This window comes from Bacillus sp. 1NLA3E, from assembly GCF_000242895.2.
Classification (GTDB): domain Bacteria; phylum Bacillota; class Bacilli; order Bacillales; family Cytobacillaceae; genus Bacillus_BU.
Genome location: NC_021171.1, coordinates 2,173,931 through 2,192,700, shown reverse-complemented (window position 1 = coordinate 2,192,700; position 18,770 = coordinate 2,173,931). Strand labels below are relative to the sequence as shown.

20 protein-coding genes and 2 pseudogenes are annotated in these 18,770 nt (G+C 36.5%); 11 read left to right on the top strand and 11 right to left on the bottom strand.

All coding sequences use genetic code 11. The features are described from left to right. Nucleotides 1-8 precede the first annotated feature (8 nt). The 3 genes from B1NLA3E_RS10490 to B1NLA3E_RS10480 all read right to left on the bottom strand — a co-directional run bounded on the left by B1NLA3E_RS10490 (nucleotide 9) and on the right by B1NLA3E_RS10480 (nucleotide 2,829). Entirely contained in the window at nucleotides 9-1,211 is a 1,203-nt protein-coding gene (locus B1NLA3E_RS10490) for an MFS transporter (RefSeq protein WP_015593818.1), read from the bottom strand. A 128-nt stretch (nucleotides 1,212-1,339) separates the two neighbouring features. Further along, the gene (locus B1NLA3E_RS10485) at nucleotides 1,340-2,098 is read right to left on the bottom strand and encodes an ABC transporter permease (protein WP_015593817.1); all 759 of its coding nucleotides are present in this window, start codon (nucleotides 2,096-2,098) and stop codon (nucleotides 1,340-1,342) included. After that, the gene (locus tag B1NLA3E_RS10480) at nucleotides 2,095-2,829 is read right to left on the bottom strand and encodes an ABC transporter ATP-binding protein (protein ID WP_015593816.1); all 735 of its coding nucleotides are present in this window, start codon (nucleotides 2,827-2,829) and stop codon (nucleotides 2,095-2,097) included. The genes B1NLA3E_RS10485 and B1NLA3E_RS10480 overlap by 4 nt, the downstream gene beginning before the upstream one ends. A 292-nt stretch (nucleotides 2,830-3,121) precedes the next feature. Here B1NLA3E_RS10480 and B1NLA3E_RS25280 point away from each other — a divergent pair, with 292 nt between their 5' ends. Further along, nucleotides 3,122-3,625 (top strand): hypothetical protein, encoded by a 504-nt coding sequence (locus B1NLA3E_RS25280; protein WP_015593815.1) that lies wholly within the window; start codon nucleotides 3,122-3,124, stop codon nucleotides 3,623-3,625. Nucleotides 3,626-3,662: 37 nt separating this feature from the next. Here the strand turns inward: B1NLA3E_RS25280 and B1NLA3E_RS26010 are convergent. The 5 genes and pseudogenes from B1NLA3E_RS26010 to efeO all read right to left on the bottom strand — a co-directional run. Beyond that, nucleotides 3,663-3,740 (bottom strand): annotated as a pseudogene (locus B1NLA3E_RS26010) (CotG/ExsB N-terminal domain-containing protein); the annotation flags it as partial. 484 nt (nucleotides 3,741-4,224) lie between these two features. After that, entirely contained in the window at nucleotides 4,225-4,707 is a 483-nt protein-coding gene (locus B1NLA3E_RS10470; protein ID WP_015593814.1) for a GyrI-like domain-containing protein, read from the bottom strand. Nucleotides 4,708-4,820: 113 nt separating this feature from the next. After that, nucleotides 4,821-6,578, bottom strand: coding sequence for an FTR1 family iron permease (locus B1NLA3E_RS10465; protein ID WP_015593813.1), 1,758 nt, complete (start codon nucleotides 6,576-6,578; stop codon nucleotides 4,821-4,823). Nucleotides 6,579-6,609: 31 nt separating this feature from the next. Further along, nucleotides 6,610-7,896 carry an iron uptake transporter deferrochelatase/peroxidase subunit gene (gene efeB, locus B1NLA3E_RS10460; protein WP_015593812.1) on the bottom strand — a complete coding sequence of 429 codons (1,287 nt, stop codon included), beginning with the start codon at nucleotides 7,894-7,896 and terminating at the stop codon, nucleotides 6,610-6,612. Next, on the bottom strand, nucleotides 7,897-8,745 hold the full coding sequence (efeO, locus tag B1NLA3E_RS10455; protein ID WP_015593811.1) for an iron uptake system protein EfeO: 849 nt from the start codon (nucleotides 8,743-8,745) through the stop codon (nucleotides 7,897-7,899). 261 nt (nucleotides 8,746-9,006) lie between these two features. Between efeO and B1NLA3E_RS10450 the strand changes: the two genes are divergently transcribed. Next, entirely contained in the window at nucleotides 9,007-9,357 is a 351-nt protein-coding gene (locus tag B1NLA3E_RS10450; protein WP_015593810.1) for a hypothetical protein, read from the top strand. Nucleotides 9,358-9,425: 68 nt separating this feature from the next. On the opposite strand, the gene B1NLA3E_RS10445 is transcribed toward B1NLA3E_RS10450, so the two are convergent. After that, nucleotides 9,426-9,854, bottom strand: a complete 429-nt coding sequence (locus B1NLA3E_RS10445; protein WP_015593809.1) for a VOC family protein — start codon at nucleotides 9,852-9,854, stop codon at nucleotides 9,426-9,428. A gap of 525 nt (nucleotides 9,855-10,379) precedes the next feature. Between B1NLA3E_RS10445 and B1NLA3E_RS10440 the strand changes: the two genes are divergently transcribed. From B1NLA3E_RS10440 to B1NLA3E_RS25275, 8 genes and pseudogenes are all read left to right on the top strand, one after another. Next, nucleotides 10,380-11,045, top strand: a complete 666-nt coding sequence (locus tag B1NLA3E_RS10440) for a FadR/GntR family transcriptional regulator (RefSeq protein WP_015593808.1) — start codon at nucleotides 10,380-10,382, stop codon at nucleotides 11,043-11,045. A gap of 247 nt (nucleotides 11,046-11,292) precedes the next feature. Continuing rightward, complete coding sequence (locus tag B1NLA3E_RS10435) at nucleotides 11,293-11,724, top strand: DUF5655 domain-containing protein (protein WP_015593807.1); 432 nt, start codon at nucleotides 11,293-11,295, stop codon at nucleotides 11,722-11,724. Nucleotides 11,725-12,008: 284 nt separating this feature from the next. Beyond that, nucleotides 12,009-12,272 carry a DUF1292 domain-containing protein gene (locus B1NLA3E_RS10430; RefSeq protein ID WP_041580453.1) on the top strand — a complete coding sequence of 88 codons (264 nt, stop codon included), beginning with the start codon at nucleotides 12,009-12,011 and terminating at the stop codon, nucleotides 12,270-12,272. Between the two features lie 19 nt (nucleotides 12,273-12,291). Further along, nucleotides 12,292-12,672: a hypothetical protein gene (locus tag B1NLA3E_RS10425; RefSeq protein WP_015593805.1), complete on the top strand. Its 381-nt coding sequence runs from the start codon at nucleotides 12,292-12,294 to the stop codon at nucleotides 12,670-12,672. 10 nt (nucleotides 12,673-12,682) lie between these two features. After that, entirely contained in the window at nucleotides 12,683-13,288 is a 606-nt protein-coding gene (locus B1NLA3E_RS10420; protein WP_015593804.1) for an erythromycin esterase family protein, read from the top strand. A gap of 111 nt (nucleotides 13,289-13,399) precedes the next feature. Next, a pseudogene (tnpB, locus tag B1NLA3E_RS10415) lies at nucleotides 13,400-14,573 on the top strand (IS200/IS605 family element RNA-guided endonuclease TnpB). A 194-nt stretch (nucleotides 14,574-14,767) separates the two neighbouring features. Beyond that, nucleotides 14,768-15,355 (top strand): erythromycin esterase family protein, encoded by a 588-nt coding sequence (locus B1NLA3E_RS10410; protein ID WP_268870671.1) that lies wholly within the window; start codon nucleotides 14,768-14,770, stop codon nucleotides 15,353-15,355. Between the two features lie 364 nt (nucleotides 15,356-15,719). Then, complete coding sequence (locus tag B1NLA3E_RS25275) at nucleotides 15,720-15,863, top strand: hypothetical protein (protein WP_187292204.1); 144 nt, start codon at nucleotides 15,720-15,722, stop codon at nucleotides 15,861-15,863. A gap of 134 nt (nucleotides 15,864-15,997) precedes the next feature. On the opposite strand, the gene B1NLA3E_RS10405 is transcribed toward B1NLA3E_RS25275, so the two are convergent. After that, complete coding sequence (locus B1NLA3E_RS10405) at nucleotides 15,998-17,092, bottom strand: PcsB-like coiled-coil domain-containing protein (RefSeq protein ID WP_015593800.1); 1,095 nt, start codon at nucleotides 17,090-17,092, stop codon at nucleotides 15,998-16,000. Between the two features lie 353 nt (nucleotides 17,093-17,445). On the opposite strand from B1NLA3E_RS10405, the gene B1NLA3E_RS10400 reads away from it, so the two are divergent. After that, entirely contained in the window at nucleotides 17,446-17,631 is a 186-nt protein-coding gene (locus tag B1NLA3E_RS10400; RefSeq protein WP_041580452.1) for a hypothetical protein, read from the top strand. 95 nt (nucleotides 17,632-17,726) lie between these two features. Here B1NLA3E_RS10400 and B1NLA3E_RS10395 read toward each other — a convergent pair whose 3' ends face one another. After that, a complete protein-coding gene (locus B1NLA3E_RS10395; protein WP_015593799.1) occupies nucleotides 17,727-18,662 on the bottom strand; it encodes a metal ABC transporter substrate-binding protein in 936 nt (311 codons plus the stop codon). Between the last annotated feature and the right edge of the window lie 108 nt (nucleotides 18,663-18,770).

The window sequence follows — 18,770 nt, the reverse complement described above, 5'->3', positions numbered from 1 at the left end:
ATAATTCCTCATTTTTTTGTTATTTCACGCCTTGTTTCAAAATGTTTGTATTTAAACATAGCAATAATCCCAAGAATCGGGCCAATACTCAATAAGGTAAATACCCATTCCCAACCTATACTTTTTTGGACAATTGGTATTATGTTAATCGAAATGATCGTAATCAAAAAACCGACACACATTTGAAAAGTGAGAGCTGTTCCAAGGTATTCCTTTTCAGAGAACTCCGAAACGGCTACTGAAAATTGGGCCGAGTCCGAAATGACAGACATCCCCCAGAACACAGCGAATACAAGGGTTAACCAGAATGAATGACCATATGTGAACCCAATCAAAACAGCGCATAAACCACTGATAAACATTGAAATTAGCGTTAAATTAGACCTTCCCAATTTGTCCGCAACCAATCCACCTAATACGCAACCAATTCCCCCAGCTATACCAATTGAAATAAACGAAATAAGGGCAATCAACGATTGTTCCGCATCTGGTAAAGAAATTTTGAGACTGGCAGTTAAAAAAGCCGGTAGCCATGTCCACATTGCATAAAGCTCCCACATATGTCCAAAATATCCATAGTTGGCTAGCATTACAGGTTTATTGACCATCACTTTTTTTAATAGTTTAAAAGAAAAGGACGATACTGATACATCAGGAGCATCCTCTAAAATCCGATCCACAATCCATGCAGAAATAAGGGCCAAAATAGAAGTAATCAAAATGACCATCTTCCAATTAACAGCAGAAAAAAATAGGATGACAAAATGAGGCAATGAAGAACCTAAAGTTAGTGCTGCTATTAATATACCAACAGGTAAGCCCCTTTTTTGGGGAAACCATTGTGTTAAAATTTTAACAGCTGTTGGATACACCCCTGCAAGTGTTATCCCAGTTAGAATCCGCAGAAAAATACCTAAAATAGCATTGTCAGCCATGATGAGGACTCCATTTACTACCGCACCTATAGTAGCAGAAATGGCAAAAATCTTGCGTGGATTATGTTGGTCAGCTATTCCAAAATAGGAACTAACTAGTGCGCCCACAACAAAACCAATTGGAACTGCAGCAGATACCCACGCTTCGGTAAAAGCAGTTAGACTCCATATACCCTTTAACTCAGGTAAAATAACGGAAGCGCTAAACCACAAACTTAAAGCAAATAATTCAGAAACAGCAATCCAAAATAATGCTGTCCATTTTCCTGTTTTCAAAAAAACATCTTCCTTCTATGTGTAAGAGTCATAGTAATTCATTTATGTAATCAAGGGTCGGTAAGCTAATTTGTTATTTTTAAATAATATAAGATGCTCCTCCAAAAGAAAAGGTTTATCCTCTTAGCTTATTTCCATGACTGAATATCTAGTTGGTGATGCTTATTAAATAATCCAGGATAAATAAGGAAGCCCAGGATAATAGCTGTTAGCGAAGCAGCTGACAGAATCATAAATACAATCAGGAGTTGAAATCGAACTGCCTGTACAGGATCTGCTCCAGCGATGATTTGCCCGGTCATCATGCCGGGAAGTTGGACCAGACCGATAGTTTTTTGGCCTTCAATTGTCGGGATTAGGCTTGATCGAATGGATTGCTTTAAGATGGGATAAATGGATTGTTTGATACTCCCACCCAATGATAATACGAGTAGTACTTCCTCTTTTCTCATCTCTAACTCCCCTTTTATTCGATTTAAGAAGAGGTTAGCGATCACCATTGAGTTTCCGATTATCATACCGCTAATGGAGATGATGTAAGGTGGAGTTGCAGGTACAATTCGCAATCCTAATAAAAATCCTTGGGTAATAATCTCAACAATTGAAATGGTGAAGAAAATAATCCAAAAAATATGTGGCAAGCCTTTTCCGCGTTTTGCTGCACTTTTGGCTGCAACAACAATCATAACCAACAGCATTAATATCACAACGAGTGGATGGTCGAAACCAAAAACCATTTTTAAAATATATCCGACGATGAATAATTGTAAAGTAGCTCGGATACTCGTTATGATTAAATCACGGCCGAGTCCTAGTTTGAAGCTTAGTGTTAGAAATAGGGAAATCACAACAAAACCAAAACTTAATAAAATGGCAAATAAACTCATTTATATTCCCTCTTCATTTCTAAAAATTGTTTCGTTTGTTCATTTTTGGGGTTAGTGAAAAATTGCTTCGTTGCGGCGGCTTCTATTATTTTCCCATCGACAACGAGCCATGTTTGATCCCCAACTCGTTCTGCTTGTAATAAATCATGGGTCACCCAGAGGATGGTCGTATGGCGTTCCCTGTTGATTCGCATGATGAGTTCTTCCACCTCATATGATGCTGAGGAATCAAGTGAAGAGGTGATTTCATCTAAAAGCAAAATAGATGGCTCATTAACAAGGGTTCTGGCAAGTGATAATCTTTGCCTCTGTCCCCCAGAAAGGTCTTTAGCTTCACGAGTTAAAAGGTCCACCGAGAGACCCACATACTCCATGTATTGGTTAGGATTCTCTAAAACTCTTCCTTGCAATTGGGCTGGTAGGCTCAAATTATCTAACGCGGTCCCTTTTAACATTGGGGCATCCTGAAAGGCTATCCCAACTTGACACCTTAGATCTTGAATATTCCACCTGCGAACTTCCTTACCCTGAATACATATATCTCCTTCATCGGCAGTTTGCAATAAATTACACAAAGATAAAATGGTGCTTTTCCCTGATCCAGATGGACCAACAATCGTGACAATCTCCCCTTTTTTTACATCGGCACTTATTCCTTTTAAAACAGAGAACGTTTCATTGTCATTAATGAATGTTTTACTGACGTTTTTCAGTTCGATTTCTAAATACATAATCCGTGTTACTCACTCCTCATTATTATAAAAATGAAATTTTATGAAAACCTCAATATATGTAAATAATCCCTAATTCCTCACCTGAAGCAGGGGAGTTCAAATATATTCTACCAGTTTATACTAGTTGAGTTGTGGATTTTTCACCCATTTGAGGCCCGACTTCATCCCAAAAGGAATGGTATAAAAAACAAAAAGGTATGCTGTACCCAAATGTGATACAGTATACCTTCTTATTTTCATTTTTATTTATTTTGCATAAATAGAGAACAAATACTGCCTTATCTGCGGCTTGAACGACGGCTCGAACGACGGCCTGAACGGCGGCTTGAACGACGGCCTGAACGACGGCTCGAACGACGGCCTGAACGACGGCTTGAACGACGACTTGAACGACGGCTCGAACGGCGGCTTGAACGACGGCTCGAACGGCGGTTTGAACGACGGCTCGAACAGCGGCTTGAACGACGACCTGAGCGACGGCTCGAACGACGACTTGAACGACGGCTCGAACGGCGGCTTGAACGGCGGCTTGAACGACGGCTCGAACGACGGCCTGAACGGCGGCTCGAACGACGGCCTGAACGGCGGCTTGAACGGCGGCTTGAACGACGGCCTGAACGACGGCCTGAACGGCGGCTTGAACGGCGGCTTGAACGACGGCCTGAACGACGGCCTGAACGGCGGCTTGAACGGCGGCTTGAACGATGGCTTGAACGGCGGCTTGAACGATGGCTTGAACGGCGGCTTGAGCGGCGGCTTGAACGGCGGCTTGAACGGCGGCTTGAACGTCTAGAACTTAGAGGTCCAGCACTCATTGATTTTGGCTCCTGGATTAAAAACTCTCCCATTCCAGCCTTTTGTATTTCATCTACTGCATTTTGAATATCCTTATCAGTAACTATTTGCATAACCAATCTCCTTATTAATTAATTTTTTCATAAAAACTCTTTCTGTTTACCTTCTAGCCTATGTTTTTGATAATTGAATAGCGCATGTTCTTATTACAAATGGGCATTATGGTCACTACCTAAGGAGAGCAACTTCCAATAACCTTTGATTATGCCCTTCTATGACATAAATTCCTGTGATAAAAACAAGATCAATCAAAACGCCAGTCAATTTGAGTCAAAACGATGATTATTTGAAGAATCACCACAATTAACAGTATTTCAACTCACTTTATCCCCCCTAATGGTTACATTTTCAATATATGACGGTTACAAAACTTTGCTTGTACGATTGTCTTATTTTCCATTCACTCCCTAAATGAAAAAATAACTTATGACATAAGAAAGAGTCCAAAAAAAAATAACCTCAAGATCATTAAGATCTAGAGGTTATTTTTCCTATGGATAAAAGGAGCACAACGGAATTTCTGAAATATGTTTTCAATTATTTAATTGCGACCCAAATTTGATTGAGTGAATTAGGACTATCGAGATCAGGATCGAAATATGCTTCAATTGGTGCTATTTTTGCAGCAGGTTCAAATCCATTTACCTTGAACCAGCCTGAATATATTTGTTGCCATGCATTTATCATAGCAGATGGTATGGGGCCACGAACTTCAAATACGACCCATTTGGATGCTGGGAATACAATGCTTGCCAACCCAGATGGCACATCCCCATTGTGTTCTACTGCAATCCAATAGTCGACTACATTTTTAACAGGATTAAAATTGTCCGTAACACCCAATAAACCTGGGATTTCACCATTATGTAAAGGAAACAATTGATCAAATGTTCCATTTTTACTGGATTCAAGCCAATATTCTGGAACACCTGGAATTCCTGCATCACCTGCCCCGCATAAAAATTCTCGTTTTATCCCCACAACTTGAAAAGATTCTCTTTCAATAATGTTAAAATCCATCTGATTTCCACCTCTTCAAAAAAGATTAATATCCCCATTTTCCTCTCTGTTTATTATATATGAAGGCCAGCAATATATGGAAAGAACCCATGTCTATTTTCGAAGTTCTAACTTCACGTAGCCATCATTTTCCGATCTTTTTTCCTTATTAGATAAGTCATAGCAATAATAATACCAACTAATATCAATTGAACAATGCTCGTTTCCCATGTCGGGTATATTCCAAGGAAATCAAGAAACGGGAAAACATCCATTGTAGTCGTTGGTAGGACCTTCGATATTTGCAGAGCATGGATGCTAATCCCGAGTATTTTAAATGCCAAACAGTAAACCAAAATCGTCGCTACTTTAAAAAATAAACCAATGGGTATTTTTGCACTGAAATAAATAATGGCGAAGCCTACTAAAATGAGAATAAATATTGCCAGTACCACTCCCAAAACGAGGTCCTGCAAACTAATATATGGAGTTATTCCTGTATAAAAGATGATTGTTTCTGCACCTTCACGAAACACTGACAAAAAACTAACCATTGAAAAAGAGAAAAGACTGCCCTTTGCAAGTGCCATTTTCATTTGTTTGTCGATATATTTATTCCAATTTCCAATATTGGATTTATTATGAAGCCACGCCCCTACTGTTAACATCATCATTACAGCGATAACACCTGTAAATCCCTCAATATATTCACGACTTGATGCAGCAGTTATTTGTGAAAACAAGAAGTTAATGACAATAGCAAGCAAACCACTTGCTAAAATACCCGCGACGACACCTATCCAAATCCACTTTTGTTTATTAGACTGGCCCATTTTCTTTAAAAAGGCAATTAATGTCGCAACAACTAATAGTCCTTCTAATCCTTCCCTTAGAAGGATGAGTGATGCATCCCATAATGTATAATCTGTTTTGCTCATTAATGGTGCAAACCTAAAATTCATTTTCTGTACAATACCCTGGGCTTTTTCAGCATTTACAACTTTAGAGTTTAAGATACTAATTGCAGTTGGGATCTCCGTTTCAAAATCACTATACAGTTTACTGTCTCTTGTCTTAACATCTCCTTCCACGGTTGGCCAAATGGTCAGAGCTAGTTCTAAATGGGTACTAGCTTTTTTGTATTGATCCTTCGAAATCGCTTTTTCCGCTTTACTTAAAATTGTCGCCATGTCTGCTAAAGAGTAGTCGCCCACTACTTCTTTAGAGACCTTTCCACTCATAAAATTTTCCAACTCGCGACTTAAATCATCTAAACTGCTTAGAGCTTTTTGGGGGTTAGGAGGATCTTGTGTAATAGCAATCCGAATCAAAGCCATATCCTTTTCAATATTTCCGTATGTTACAATGCTTTCATCATGAACAGCTTTTTCAGACATGTTCCATTGAGTCAATATATCTTGATATTGAGCCATTACAACGGTTTGATCCTTTTCGTTTATCGCTTCTTTCATGTGATATATTAGTGGAACCAGCTGTGTTACTTTTTCTTTGCCTTTTCCCTTATCCGAAGGATTTTGTTCCTTTTCATATTGAACAACTGCACTTGATAATGAAGAAAGTGCCTCAGATAATGCTTGATTATCGACCTTTTGTTCAGTTAATAGGTCTTGAACTGCTTTTAATTTCTGGTCGACCTTTTTTGCGAGTTTACTATCTCTATTCTTAATAGATTGCCATTCTTTTGTAAACAAATCGATATTTTTTGAAACATGGACTGAATCACCATCTTTTGCTTTCATTAAGCTATCTCCAATTAATACAAAAAGCTCATCATGGTTTTCTTCACCTACCACGGGATTCGCAGATACAAAAAAGATAATAAAGCCTGTAAATACCATAAGTAGCTTCCATTTATTAGTAAAGTACAACATTGATTTCTCCCCTTTATAAAATGGAGAAACACTATTTAAATAGTGTTTCTCCTATATATCCACCCTGTTCCGTACCTGGTAAACATGCGAAGATAGCGCTCCCCCGATGTGTTGTATATTCATTTAATTTATCCATTTTGGCTAAACGATGTTGGATTGGAATAAATTGCTTACTAGGTGAACGCTGGAAACTGAGAAATAACAAGCCAGCGTCAAAGCTTCCAGTTTTCTTATCCATTCCATCAGAGTATGAATAGGCCCTTCGAAGGATTTTTTGTGAACCGTCTCCATGCGATAGACGTGTGTGTGAATTTTCTGGAATGTGATACTGACCCAACTCGTTCTTTTTATCTAAATCTAGTTGTTCAAATTCATTTTTTTGTCCAAGCGGAGCCCCATTACTTCGATAGCGACCGAATGTATTTTCTTGTTCTTTTAATGTAGATCGATCCCATACTTCAATAAACATTTGAATTCTACGAACCACTAAATATGTTCCATTAACCAGCCAATCCGGACCATCACCTGGCTGAACCCACACATGTTGATTCATTTCCTTCTTATTGGTCACAACGGGATTTACCGTTCCGTCTTTAAAACCAAATAAATTCCTTGGCGTTGTATTTTTAAAATCAGCCTGTTTGCTGCGTTGGAACCCTGTTTGAGCCCACCTCAGCTTCGCCGTCCCTCTTGCAATCCTGAGCAAGTTTCTAACGGCATGAAAGACTACTTGTAAATCATCTGCACAAGCTTGAATACAAAGGTCTCCCCCCGACCATTCATCTTCTAATGCATCAAGTGGAAATTTTGGGAGATCTACTAACTCTTTCGGTTGTTTATGCTTCAGTCCAAAGCGATCTTGATTTCCATTTGAAAATAGATTTGGTCCTACTCCAAATGTAATTGTAAGATTTGATGGTGATAAACCAGCAGCCTCCCCTGTATCCTTTGGTGGGAGAAACTCATTGCTTGAAAGTGGATCAACAGCTTTTCCATTTGACATTCTTTTAGCCGCCGTCGTCCAATCCTTAAAAAGGTTAACTAAATCCTCTTTTTTAGAAGTGGTTACATCTAATGCAATAAAGTACACATGATTTTGTGTCTTGGTCGTAATTCCAGATTGATTTTTTCCATAAAAAGTAACTATTTGTTGAATCTCATGGTTTTTCGTATTATTTTCTGAAATGGCAAGCAATCCTTCAAGACCAGATGCCCCAAGAAGAGCCCCCACACCACCGACTCCAGCAGTTTTTAGCATATCTCTCCGTGAAAACTTTTTCTCAATAACAACAGGTTGATCTGGGGTTTTTGGATTCAATTATAACTCCTCCGTTAAAATTCCTATTTGAGATAATGGTTCTGCAAGAGCATCAATTGCCTGGCTTAATTCTTTTACTTGAGACCCTGTTAATTCTGTATAAAGTTTATATCCGTCCCCATTTTTATGTAGATTTAATAGGAGATAAACATTGTCAAATCGTGTCTGAATCTCCTTAGAAAGCTCCGCATCTTTTTTGGTTAAAGCAGGTTTTAATAGTTGATAAATTTTTTCAGCACCTTGAACATTTGCAACAAAATCGTATAGATCCGTATGAGAATACCGATCCTCTTCACCCGTTACTTTTGATGTCGAAACTTCATTTAATAAGTCAACTGCTCCTGAGATTAATAGCTCTGGAGTTACTTCAACCGTATCAACCTTCGCTCGTAACAGATTTACATCTTTCATTAATTGAGTCGCATACTGTTCATACCCTATTGTTGTGTTATCAATCCATAGTCCTTTTTCTATCCTGTGGTATCCCCCCCATTCTTGCTCAGGAACATCCCCTTCACGAGCATCAATTTTTGGATCAAGATCTCCAAACACTTCTGCTATCGGTTCTGCCCTCTCATAATGCATCCTGGCGAGTGCATAAAGAGATTTTGCTTTTTCATTTTCCCCATTAATAACGGCTGTTGTGAATTCGTCTGTTGCCTTAACAAATTCTTCGATTTCTCCAATCGCGTACACTTTATACTCATCCGTTACACCTTTAAAAGATTCGGTTGAGTGGCTTTTTACTACTTTCACTTTTTCATTTGATGAGCTTTTGTCAGTATTGGCACAGCCCAATAGCAAACTACTAGATAATAAAATAATTCCCGATACTTTATACCATTCCATTTTTATTAATCCCCCTGAAAATTATTAGTGATAACTATTATCATTTATATAATAACAGCAAATGAGAATTATTTTCAATTAAATTTTCAAAAAAATCTAAATAAGCTCTCTCTTCTCCAATTTTCTTGTTTTTAGGTGATATAATTTCTTTTCTGTCACCTGAATACAAATCAATTAATAAGTGTCTGATGTTATGAATACAATGACTATCATACTTATTTTGGGATTTTCATTTTTATTAATGAAAGTAGGTATTATTTGATGAAGTCCAAAATACATCGATGTAATTGCCGGGAGACCTGGGCTGTTCAAAACAGAAAAACGTATATTACCGCTAAGACTGTTCTTCTTAATGGAAAATGGGATACTGAATTAAAACCAGAAAGGAAAGGTAATCCAAAGGGATTTGTTATATCAAATAACAGCGAAGAAATCATGATTAATCCTTCACTCGAATTATTGGAAAAATTTTCAAAAGTTACAAAACTAATTTATGACAAAAAACACGTCTATTTTAATGTTAGCCATGGGGAATTTTTATATTTTGCAGAGGACGGAACCTGTTATATTCTTAAACAGAGGGAACCTTGTTTGGATAATAATTTGTTTTAGCAACACAAAAAGGATATAGAACTTGAGATCCAAGTTCTATATCCTTATCACTGTTAGGGTTCTGAGAATTACATTGCCACTTCCCCATTATCATAGCTGAATTGCCAGTTGATTCCAAACTTATCTGTTAATTGGCCGTAACATTTGCTCCAAAATGTTTCTTGCAATTCCATGCCAACATTGCTATCAACTTTCATTTTATTAAATGAAGATTTAATCTCATCCATATTTTTACTAACTACTGTAAGACTTATGTTATTCCCAGCAACAAAAGGCATACCTGGAAAAACATCTGAAAACATAACATTGCTTCCGCTAATAGTAAGACGTGTGTGCATAACTAAATTTTTTGCTTCCTCCGGAAGTGGATATTCTGGATTAGGCGGTGCTTCTCCAAAAGTCATAATTTGCGGTTTTTCTGTTCCAAAAACCTCTGCGTAATATTCAGCTGCTTCACGACAATTCCCATTAAAATTCAGATAAACATCAACAGACATTAGTGTCACTCCTTTTTAGATAAAAATTATTGATACTTATCATTGTAACCTAATCATCTCAATAAATTTCAATACAATAATTTTTATGGTACTGGCACCATATCTTTTTGAAAGGCTGTGTTAAAGCTCAATGTTGATTTTATGCACAATGTTGATTGGAGCGGAAGGTGCGAGACTCCTGCGGGAGCAGCGGGACAGGTGAGACCCCACAGGTGCTTTAGCGCCGAGGAGGCTCACCGCCCGCCCCGCGGAAAGCGAGCATCCTGGAGCGGAAATCAACATTCTACTTTAACAGAGCATTTTGAAAAGAAAATTCCTTTGGGAAATCTGTCTTAATTAATGAATTATAGATTAAAATATAATGAAATGAAATCCAACAAACATGCTATCTTTGTCGTAATTAAGAAAAGGAAATAAAAAACTGCTTTATTTTTGTGCACCAAGGTGGAGATTTTGAACTTTTTCCACTACTATAAGATATACATACATACATGAATTTACACAAACTGAAAGAGGTTGTTGCTAGTGGAAATAAAAATTAAAAAAGCAAGTGATACTGTTTCCGATTATATTGAGTCTCTAATAAATCAAAATGAATACCTGCCCGGAGATAGGCTTCCAACTATTAAAGAGTGGGCAGAAAGACTAAATGTCAGTGTTGGAACAATTAGAGAAGCTACCCATATTCTAAAAACCAAAGGATTAATCGAGGTTCGGCAAGGTGAAGGAATATTTGTTAGAAAAGTCGACTTAAAAGAAATTGCACCAATGATGAATATTGCCTTAGTACAAATGGATGATCTCAAAGAATTAATGGACTTTCGAAACATTATTGAAATAGGAGCAGTACAATTAGCCGCGCAAAATCGTACATTAGAAGATCTTCAAGAAATGAAGCAAGTACTTGAAGAAATGAACACTGAAGATAAGGAAAAACGTGAAGAAACAGATTTTCTCTTTCATTGTGCGATAGCAAAAGCATCTCATAATTCTCTCTTACTCTTTCTTTTCCAAAGTTATAGTCCTGCGATAAAAAGTTTAATGCATCGATACTCTATTGATTTATTGGATCATAATTGGAATGATCATTATTTAATTTATCAGGGTATCGAACAACAGGATACACTTCTAGCGATCCATAACATGGAGAAACATTTAACTGAAGCAAAACAAAGAGCCTTCCCTTCTTAAATTATAGTCCGTTTTGCGGTCTCTTTTTGAAGGGCTATGCTCACCATTTCACATGACATTTTTATTGTAGATTTTTTGTCAAATTGCCTGTTATTAAAAGAAACCAAATAAATGATAAAATTGAAAGAGAGATTAAAGAGAGAATGGTTGACAACAAGTAATAAAAAACGCAGATTTTTAGAAGTACGCAGAAATTAAACATCATTAAACCACTGCTATTTAATTTTAACGAGGATGGGTGATTTAAATGACAAATGGTGATTTAAGGGTAAAATTGTACTCCTTCTTTTCCAATCATGAAGAGCAAATTTCATTGTTCTTGGCTGTGGAAAAAATGATTAATTCAATTGGACCTGCTTCCATCGAGATTAGGAAATCACAAATATCATTTGGAACCAAAACAAAATTCGCGTGGGTATGGTTGCCTCAGCCATCGTCAAAAAAGCGGCCAGAGAACAGCATTGTCCTTACTTTCGGTGTTGGGCGCTTTATTGAAAATAAACGCATTGTTGATTCAGTTGAGCCCTATCCAGGTCGCTGGACACATCACGTAATCATTCAAAACGAAGCAGATTTGAATAAAGAGGTATTTACGTGGTTATGTGAAGCTTATACTTTTTCCTTGATTAGAGGTAGAAATAGAAAATCAGCGTTTCAAATCCCTTTCCGAGCTTCATGATGGGATAAATAATCTCTACCTATAGCCTAATCCATTATACCTACCCCAATAAGCAGCCGTTTCGGCTGCTTATTTTATGTGCCTCAATATATTCAAATTTGAAAAAATCGGAATAATCAAGGAAATATATGCAATTGATCCTAGCACTTTTTCTATCCTAATAAACACCCTATATAGTTCATCCTATCAATATTCCCGGTTTATTCATTTATCACAAATGTTTTCATCAATTAAACTTGCTTGTTAAGGGGACAATAACAAAAAAGCTAATGAGGTGGCTTGTGATGAATAGTTTCGATCAGCGAGATTATATTACTGTTGAGGATGAAGATGGCATCGAAAAACAATTTGCCGTTGAAGCTTTATTTAATATGGAAAATAAGAACTATGCATTTTTAAGATCAGTTAATAATAAAAATGATCTATTTGTTATGGCAGTAGAAGATGACGAGGATGGACAAGTCCTAACAAAGATAAAAGATCAACAAAAAAGAGAAATGGTTCTTGATGCATACCAAATTGCAGTCCAGTGCAACCCTGCTGAGTAAATTTTTGGGAGTAGACACAGTGAAGGAAAACAACTTATTTGATGTAATCAGTGAGGGTCTTAAAAAACAAATTGAACATGAAATCAATGGGATTAAATTTACTAAAAATTTCCGGTCACCTACTGCTGAAGAATGGTATGTATTTTTGCCGAGTTTCAAAGATCCGGTAACAGGTGGTGCAGCTGGAAAAACAATTGTCCATTACAACCTTTACGATACAAAAAATTTCTTTATTAATACTACGATCATTTTTGATGATCCAGCATTGCATGAAGGCAAGTTATATCGACTTGTATATGCGGTTTCAGATGAAATTGTCAATCGTCTTGTTGGTTATGCGGATACGCTTTTATCTGTTCATTCAGGTCAAAACTCATATAACGCAGAATATAAACAATAGGAGATATAAAATGAATGATAAAGTAATCAAAGGGATTAAAGAATATGCGATCGCTTTCAATGAAACAAATGATTTGGATCCCTTGCTTCAGGAAATTAATAATAAAAAATCTGTTTTACTTGGTGAGTCCTCACATGGGACATCTGAATTATATAAAATTCGTACAGAACTTTCAAAAAGGCTGATCACCGAAAAAGAATGTACGTTTTTAGCAGTCGAAGGTGATTGGCCAGCCTGTCAAATTGTAAATCACTATATAAAAGGATTTGATAAGGTACATTCAAATGCCCGCGAAGTACTAAAATCCTTTAACCGTTGGCCAACTTGGATGTGGGCCAATGAAGAAATGATTGATTTTATTGAGTGGTTAAAGGAGTATAATCAACTTCAGTCTCAAAACAAGCAAGTTGGTTTTTATGGGATAGATGTTTATAGTTTATGGGAATCAATGGATGAAATCATCAAGTACCTCGAAAAAATACATTCCCTAAATGTTGAAACAGCGAAACAAGCATTTGCTTGTTTTGAACCATTTAATCGACAACCCGAAAAATATGGCGTGTCTGCGGCCTTTTATCATCCTTCCGACAGAATACCCCTTCCTCAAGGAATGTGAAGGGCGAAGCCCAATGAGTAGGGAGGGGATGAATGTCGGTTGGCGATAGCCAAAACTTTCTTCCTTGTGTTAAAATAAGAACAAACGTTCTTGTGAGGCGAGGTGAAATATATGCTAGTATACAAGGCTTACAAGTTCCGCATCTACCCAAATAAAAACAAATTGAACAGATTAACAAAACCATTGGATGTTCAAGATTTGTTTTCAATTTCTTTCTAGGTAAACAAAAAGAAAAAGATGCTTACTGGTATATCGTCGAAGAAATGAGACAAAACGGTCAGCTCACAGTGAATAACTGGAAAGGCAAATTCTTAAACAAATTTGAAACTGTTAAATCGCTACCTGAACTGAAGAAACAGTACTCATTTTTGAAAGAAGTCGATAGTATTGCTTTGCAAAAATCAGTAGAAAATTTAGCTGATTCCTATGATCGCTACTACAAAAAGCAAAATAAACAACCTCGCTTCAAGTCAAAAAAGAATCCAGTGCAATCTTATACAACAAAATATACAAACGGAAATATAGCTGTCATAGACAACCACATCAAGCTCCCCAAACTAGGGTACGTAAATTTTGCAAAAAGTCGTGAAGTCGAAGGTCGTATTATAAGTGCCACGATCAGAAGAAACCCCTCTGGTAAATATTATGTTTCTTTAGCTACTGAATCGGAAGTAAAAGTATTGCCTAAAACTAATTTAGCAATTGGTATTGATGTAGGACTGAAAGATTTCGCTATTCTTTCGGATGGAACGATTTACCCTAATCCGAAGTTTTTTCGTTCATTAGAAGAAAAATTAGTTCATGCGCAAAAAGTTATGAGCAGACGAACGATAGGTGGTGCGAACTGGTATAAAGCCAAAAGAAAAGTCGCATGTATTCATGAAAAAATTGTGAATGCAAGAAAAGATTATCTGGACAAGATTTCTTCCAAGATTGTCAAAAACCACGACATTATTGGGATGGAAGACTTGTCCGTATCGAACATGTTAAAGAACCACCATCTTGCTAAAGCAATCAGCGAAGTATCTTGGTCACAATTAAAAGTATGATCGAATACAAAGCGAAATGGTATGGCAGACAAGTAGTAACCGTTTCAAAAAACTTTGCTAGTAGCCAGCTTTGTTCTGGTTGTGGCTACAAAAACAAAGACGTTAAAAATCTCGGATTACGTGAATGGGAATGCCCTAAATGTCATACCCATCATAATCGGGATATTAACGCAGGAATCAATCTTAAAAACGAATCCCTAAGACTTCTAACCGCAGGGACTGCGGGGATCGCCTAATCAATAACTGGTGGATACACTGGTGTTCTTAGGAATCCCCTTCTTCAAACAACCCGGAAGGGTGTTAAGGAGGGGTAGTTCAATCCGAAGGGTGTCATGATGAGGTAGTCAAACTATTAACAGAAATTTGCTTAAATAAGGGAAAAGGGAAAAATGCAGAAGAAAATAGTTTTAACCTTTAAGTAAATGCACTTATTACAGCAAATGCAGAACATTATTACAGAACAATTGTTCTAAATGATACTGAATCATGGAATATTCGTGATCGTCACATGGTAGAAGTAATCAATAAAATTGATCAGTTTTATGAAAATAAGGCAAAAGGAATTATCTGGGAACACAATACTCACGTTGGGGATGCGAGGGCAACAGACATGGCCGATGAAGGAATGGTTAACGTAGGTCAAATATTAGGAGAACAGCAAGGGCAAGACCAACTTTTTATCATAGGATTTGGAACACATCGCGGAACTGTCATTGCTGCAGATCAGTGGGGTGTTGACTTTAAACAAATGATTACTCCCCCAGCCCAAACAGGAAGTTGGAAGGATTTGTTGTACAACTCAGGACCTCATGACAAATTCTTAATATTTAATGATGAAAATAAACATATATTCAATCATGTGATCGGTCATAGAGCAATTGGGGTTGTTTACAATCCAAAACACGAACAATACGGTAACTATGTTCCTTCCGTTATATCGCAGCGGTATGATGCCTTTATCTATATTAATCATTCGAATGCTCTTAAGCCAATACAGATGGAAAAAGTTTTCTTATAAAACATTAATAACGTTTATATTTCAGCTGCATTTCGATTATGTAACAATAACTGGTGGTTTAGCAGTGGATAAGAATACCCAATTAGAATGACATTCGGGCAAGGTCATGACCCATCCTGTCCATTGCCCTTGAAAGTAAAGAACATCATCCTCCTTCCCTTACATGATTTGCTCATTCCAGTACCCTCTACACTTGCTAGATTGGACCAAATACAGATTAAAAATAAGGGAAAATTATAGTTTACATAATAATTTTATCAGAAACTAATATAAATTCATTGTCAGATAACCTAACAAAAGAATAACATGATTCATAAAAATGGTTTAAAGTGAAATTAACAATATGAATGAAGGAGTGCTAAATATGGCTATTAAAGATAAAGTTCTTTTCTCAGGAAATGTTTATCGTATTTTTTACGATTATAAAAATGGACAATATGAAATCAAGAGTGAAAATAACCCAAGAAAAGTGTTATTAGTTAAAGAAAATGAAATTAGTAAGATTTAATATGGTCTCACGAATCCTATTATTTTTTCTGAACATAGTTTTAGACAAACATCAAAAAGGCAGCTGCTACTCAATGCACAAATAAGTATGCATTGAGTAGCAGCTGCCTTTTTCTATGATTTTCCTATAATAGACTAGTCTAAAATAACAATTTTGACGGTCTTTCTGCCCCAGGATAAAGCCTGTGCCTTTGTTGGCATTAATACATCGATTTTATGTCCAACAATTGCAGACCCTTTATCTCCTGCAATAGCCTCGCCATATCCTTCAACCCATACCCTTTTTCCTAATGGGATAACGGATGGGTCAACCGCAATCAATTTCATATTAGGATTCTCACGAATATTGTATCCCAATACCGTAATCGCTCCAGATTCTTCTGGACTGTATGCAGTGGCAGTGACGTACATTTCTTGGCCGGTACCCACTTGATCTGATGTGGTTGACGAATTGGCCACCGTAGCAGATGCTGCCCTTTTATTTGCCTCTTCTTGTTCAATGCGAATCTTGTCTTGAGCAGCTTTTAACTCGGCTTCGATGCCCGTTTTTTGCTGCTGGTCGACCTCCATTTGTTGTGAAATTTGACTATATTTATCTTGTAGTATAGTTAAACTCTCTTGCCTTTTTTGTAAGTTTTGATTAAGGTCTGCCTGTTGTTTTGCAACAAGCTTTTGTTCCTCTTCTAAACTTTGTTGTTGCTTATCAATTTCTTTTTTATTTTCTTCAATCAGCCTTAGATCGTCTTGCTGTGCTGTTAAAATATCCTTGTCTGCATTAAAAAGAGTGCTGACAGCGCTTGCACGTTCGATGAAGTCTCCGAAGCTTTTAGAATCCAATAAAACTTTAATAGCTAAATTAACATTACTATCATGCTGAAGAGCTACAAGCCTTTTCTTCATGACTTCTTTACGGGTGAAAATTTTATCCTCAAGCGTTACAATTTCCTCTTTTTTCTCTTCAATGAGTTGATTTAATAAATCAATTTTTTTCTGCGTGTTTGCCATGGCCTCTTTATTCTCTGTAATATATGTATTTAAAGAGTCCACTTCTTGTTTAATTTTTTCGATATCCTGATTAATAGAATCTTTTTCTTTAGTCTTTTGCTCAAGATCCTGCTGGATATTTTGTAAAGCTTCTGTGTTAGTTGTTTGGGCATAAACCGCAGCCGAACCTGAACTACACAACATCAATGTGGACATTATGAGAATCATACGCTTTTTAATCTGCATACACCTCTTCCCCTATGTATCTAGTTATACCAAAATAATGTTCCAGTCATGTTACAAAAGGATTAAAAATATGTCTCATTTTGTTATAATGGTTTACTTCTTGAAAGACTCATGTTCTAGCATAGGTTATTTCTAGTTTAAATGCTATTAATTTTCTACAAATTTTAGAATAAACTAATAATTCCCCGTCGTAATTTGTATGTTTCAGAAAAAATTTCTCTATCACTCATGCAAAATGGAGAGAAATGTAGAGAAGTTTATTAAGTTGTTTGCAGGAAAAACGCCCTTCATCCTCAAATAATAAAGAAGACGAAATAAATGATAAATGAATAAGTTGAAAGGTGGTTTTTGCCGTGGCGATGGATTTAACCCTACAACAAATCGTCGAAGGGATTCCTAATTCCTTATTAAATGCATCTGATAAAGATTTGGAAGGATTCCAAAGAATCATCGAAGAGACAATTAAATTAAGAGAATCACATCGGAATTTACAAAGGATGATCAAAGGTTTCTCTACTTCTACGATACAGCGCTCTTAAAAACTCTAAATAAACAAATGGGAAGGTGCGTACACCTTCCCAAATATAAGGGCTCCCCCACAAAGAATGGAAAATCATGCAATCAATGTTTAACCTTATTTATATATTGATCTTTTTAATGCCTCTAAATTTTTTTCCATAACGCCAATATAATCTAAACCATGTTCCTTTTCATCTTTGGTTAATCCTTCTAGTGGATTTAACACTTCGGTTTCAGCACCTATTTCATTTGCTAAAGTTTGTGCTACTTTTGAGGATGTTAGTCCTTCAAAGTAAATTACATGAATATTTTTTTCTTCTGTTAATTTAGCTAATTCCTCTAATTTACCGAGGGTTGGTTCTACTTCAGGTGAAAGCCCTGCAATAGGGATCTGTGTTAATCCATATTGTTTTGATAAATATTGAAATGCCGCATGTTGGGTAACAAACTCTTTTTGATCTGCTTTTTCAATTGTTTCTTTGTATAACTTATCGAGATCTACAAGCTTTGCTTTAAAAGTGGCTGCATTTTTAGCGTATTGTACTTTATTTTTAGGATCACTCTTCTCCAATGTCTTAGCAATATTGTCGACCTCTTGTTGCGCTAAAACCGGTGATAGCCATACATGAGGATCTTTACTCGTACCATTCCCCTTATGCTGATCACCTTCTATATGTCCATCTAAAAGTTGGATACCCTTTGAAGCTTCTAATACTTCTAATTTTGATGAATCCATACTTTTTAGCACTTTACTTACCCATGTTTCAAAATATCTACTGTTGTATACGAATACGTCAGCATCCTGAATTTTTGCCATATCTTTGACAGATGGTTCCCATTCATGGGGTTCCACTCCATTTGGTATAACAAGGTCAACATTTGCATTTTTACCGGCAACTTGTTTTGTAAAATAATAGATTGGATAAAAGGACGTAACGATTTGTAGTTTCTTTGATCCTTCTTTGCTAATCTCACCTTTCGTCTGACTTACATTCGTGCAACCGCTTAGTATCACTAAAAATATAATGGTTGTAACTATGAATTTTTTCACTTCTTTCACCTTCCTTTCATAAATTGGAACGATTCCGATTTACGAAATAAAAAAAACTAATTTAGAAACATTGCTACTTTTTTAAAGGTACAAATCGGAATTATTACG

Coding starts and splice junctions, on each gene's coding strand:
- B1NLA3E_RS10465 (WP_015593813.1), bottom strand. CDS start 6,578: ATGTTGTACTTTACTAATAAATGGAAGCTACTTATGGTATTTACAGGC.
- B1NLA3E_RS10405 (WP_015593800.1), bottom strand. CDS start 17,092: ATGCAGATTAAAAAGCGTATGATTCTCATAATGTCCACATTGATGTTG.
- B1NLA3E_RS10430 (WP_041580453.1), top strand. CDS start 12,009: ATGAATAGTTTCGATCAGCGAGATTATATTACTGTTGAGGATGAAGAT.
- B1NLA3E_RS10480 (WP_015593816.1), bottom strand. CDS start 2,829: ATGTATTTAGAAATCGAACTGAAAAACGTCAGTAAAACATTCATTAAT.
- B1NLA3E_RS10445 (WP_015593809.1), bottom strand. CDS start 9,854: ATGTCTGTTGATGTTTATCTGAATTTTAATGGGAATTGTCGTGAAGCA.
- efeO (WP_015593811.1), bottom strand. CDS start 8,745: ATGGAATGGTATAAAGTATCGGGAATTATTTTATTATCTAGTAGTTTG.
- B1NLA3E_RS10450 (WP_015593810.1), top strand. CDS start 9,007: ATGAAGTCCAAAATACATCGATGTAATTGCCGGGAGACCTGGGCTGTT.
- B1NLA3E_RS10485 (WP_015593817.1), bottom strand. CDS start 2,098: ATGAGTTTATTTGCCATTTTATTAAGTTTTGGTTTTGTTGTGATTTCC.
- B1NLA3E_RS25275 (WP_187292204.1), top strand. CDS start 15,720: ATGGCTATTAAAGATAAAGTTCTTTTCTCAGGAAATGTTTATCGTATT.
- B1NLA3E_RS10435 (WP_015593807.1), top strand. CDS start 11,293: ATGACAAATGGTGATTTAAGGGTAAAATTGTACTCCTTCTTTTCCAAT.
- B1NLA3E_RS10470 (WP_015593814.1), bottom strand. CDS start 4,707: ATGGATTTTAACATTATTGAAAGAGAATCTTTTCAAGTTGTGGGGATA.
- B1NLA3E_RS10420 (WP_015593804.1), top strand. CDS start 12,683: ATGAATGATAAAGTAATCAAAGGGATTAAAGAATATGCGATCGCTTTC.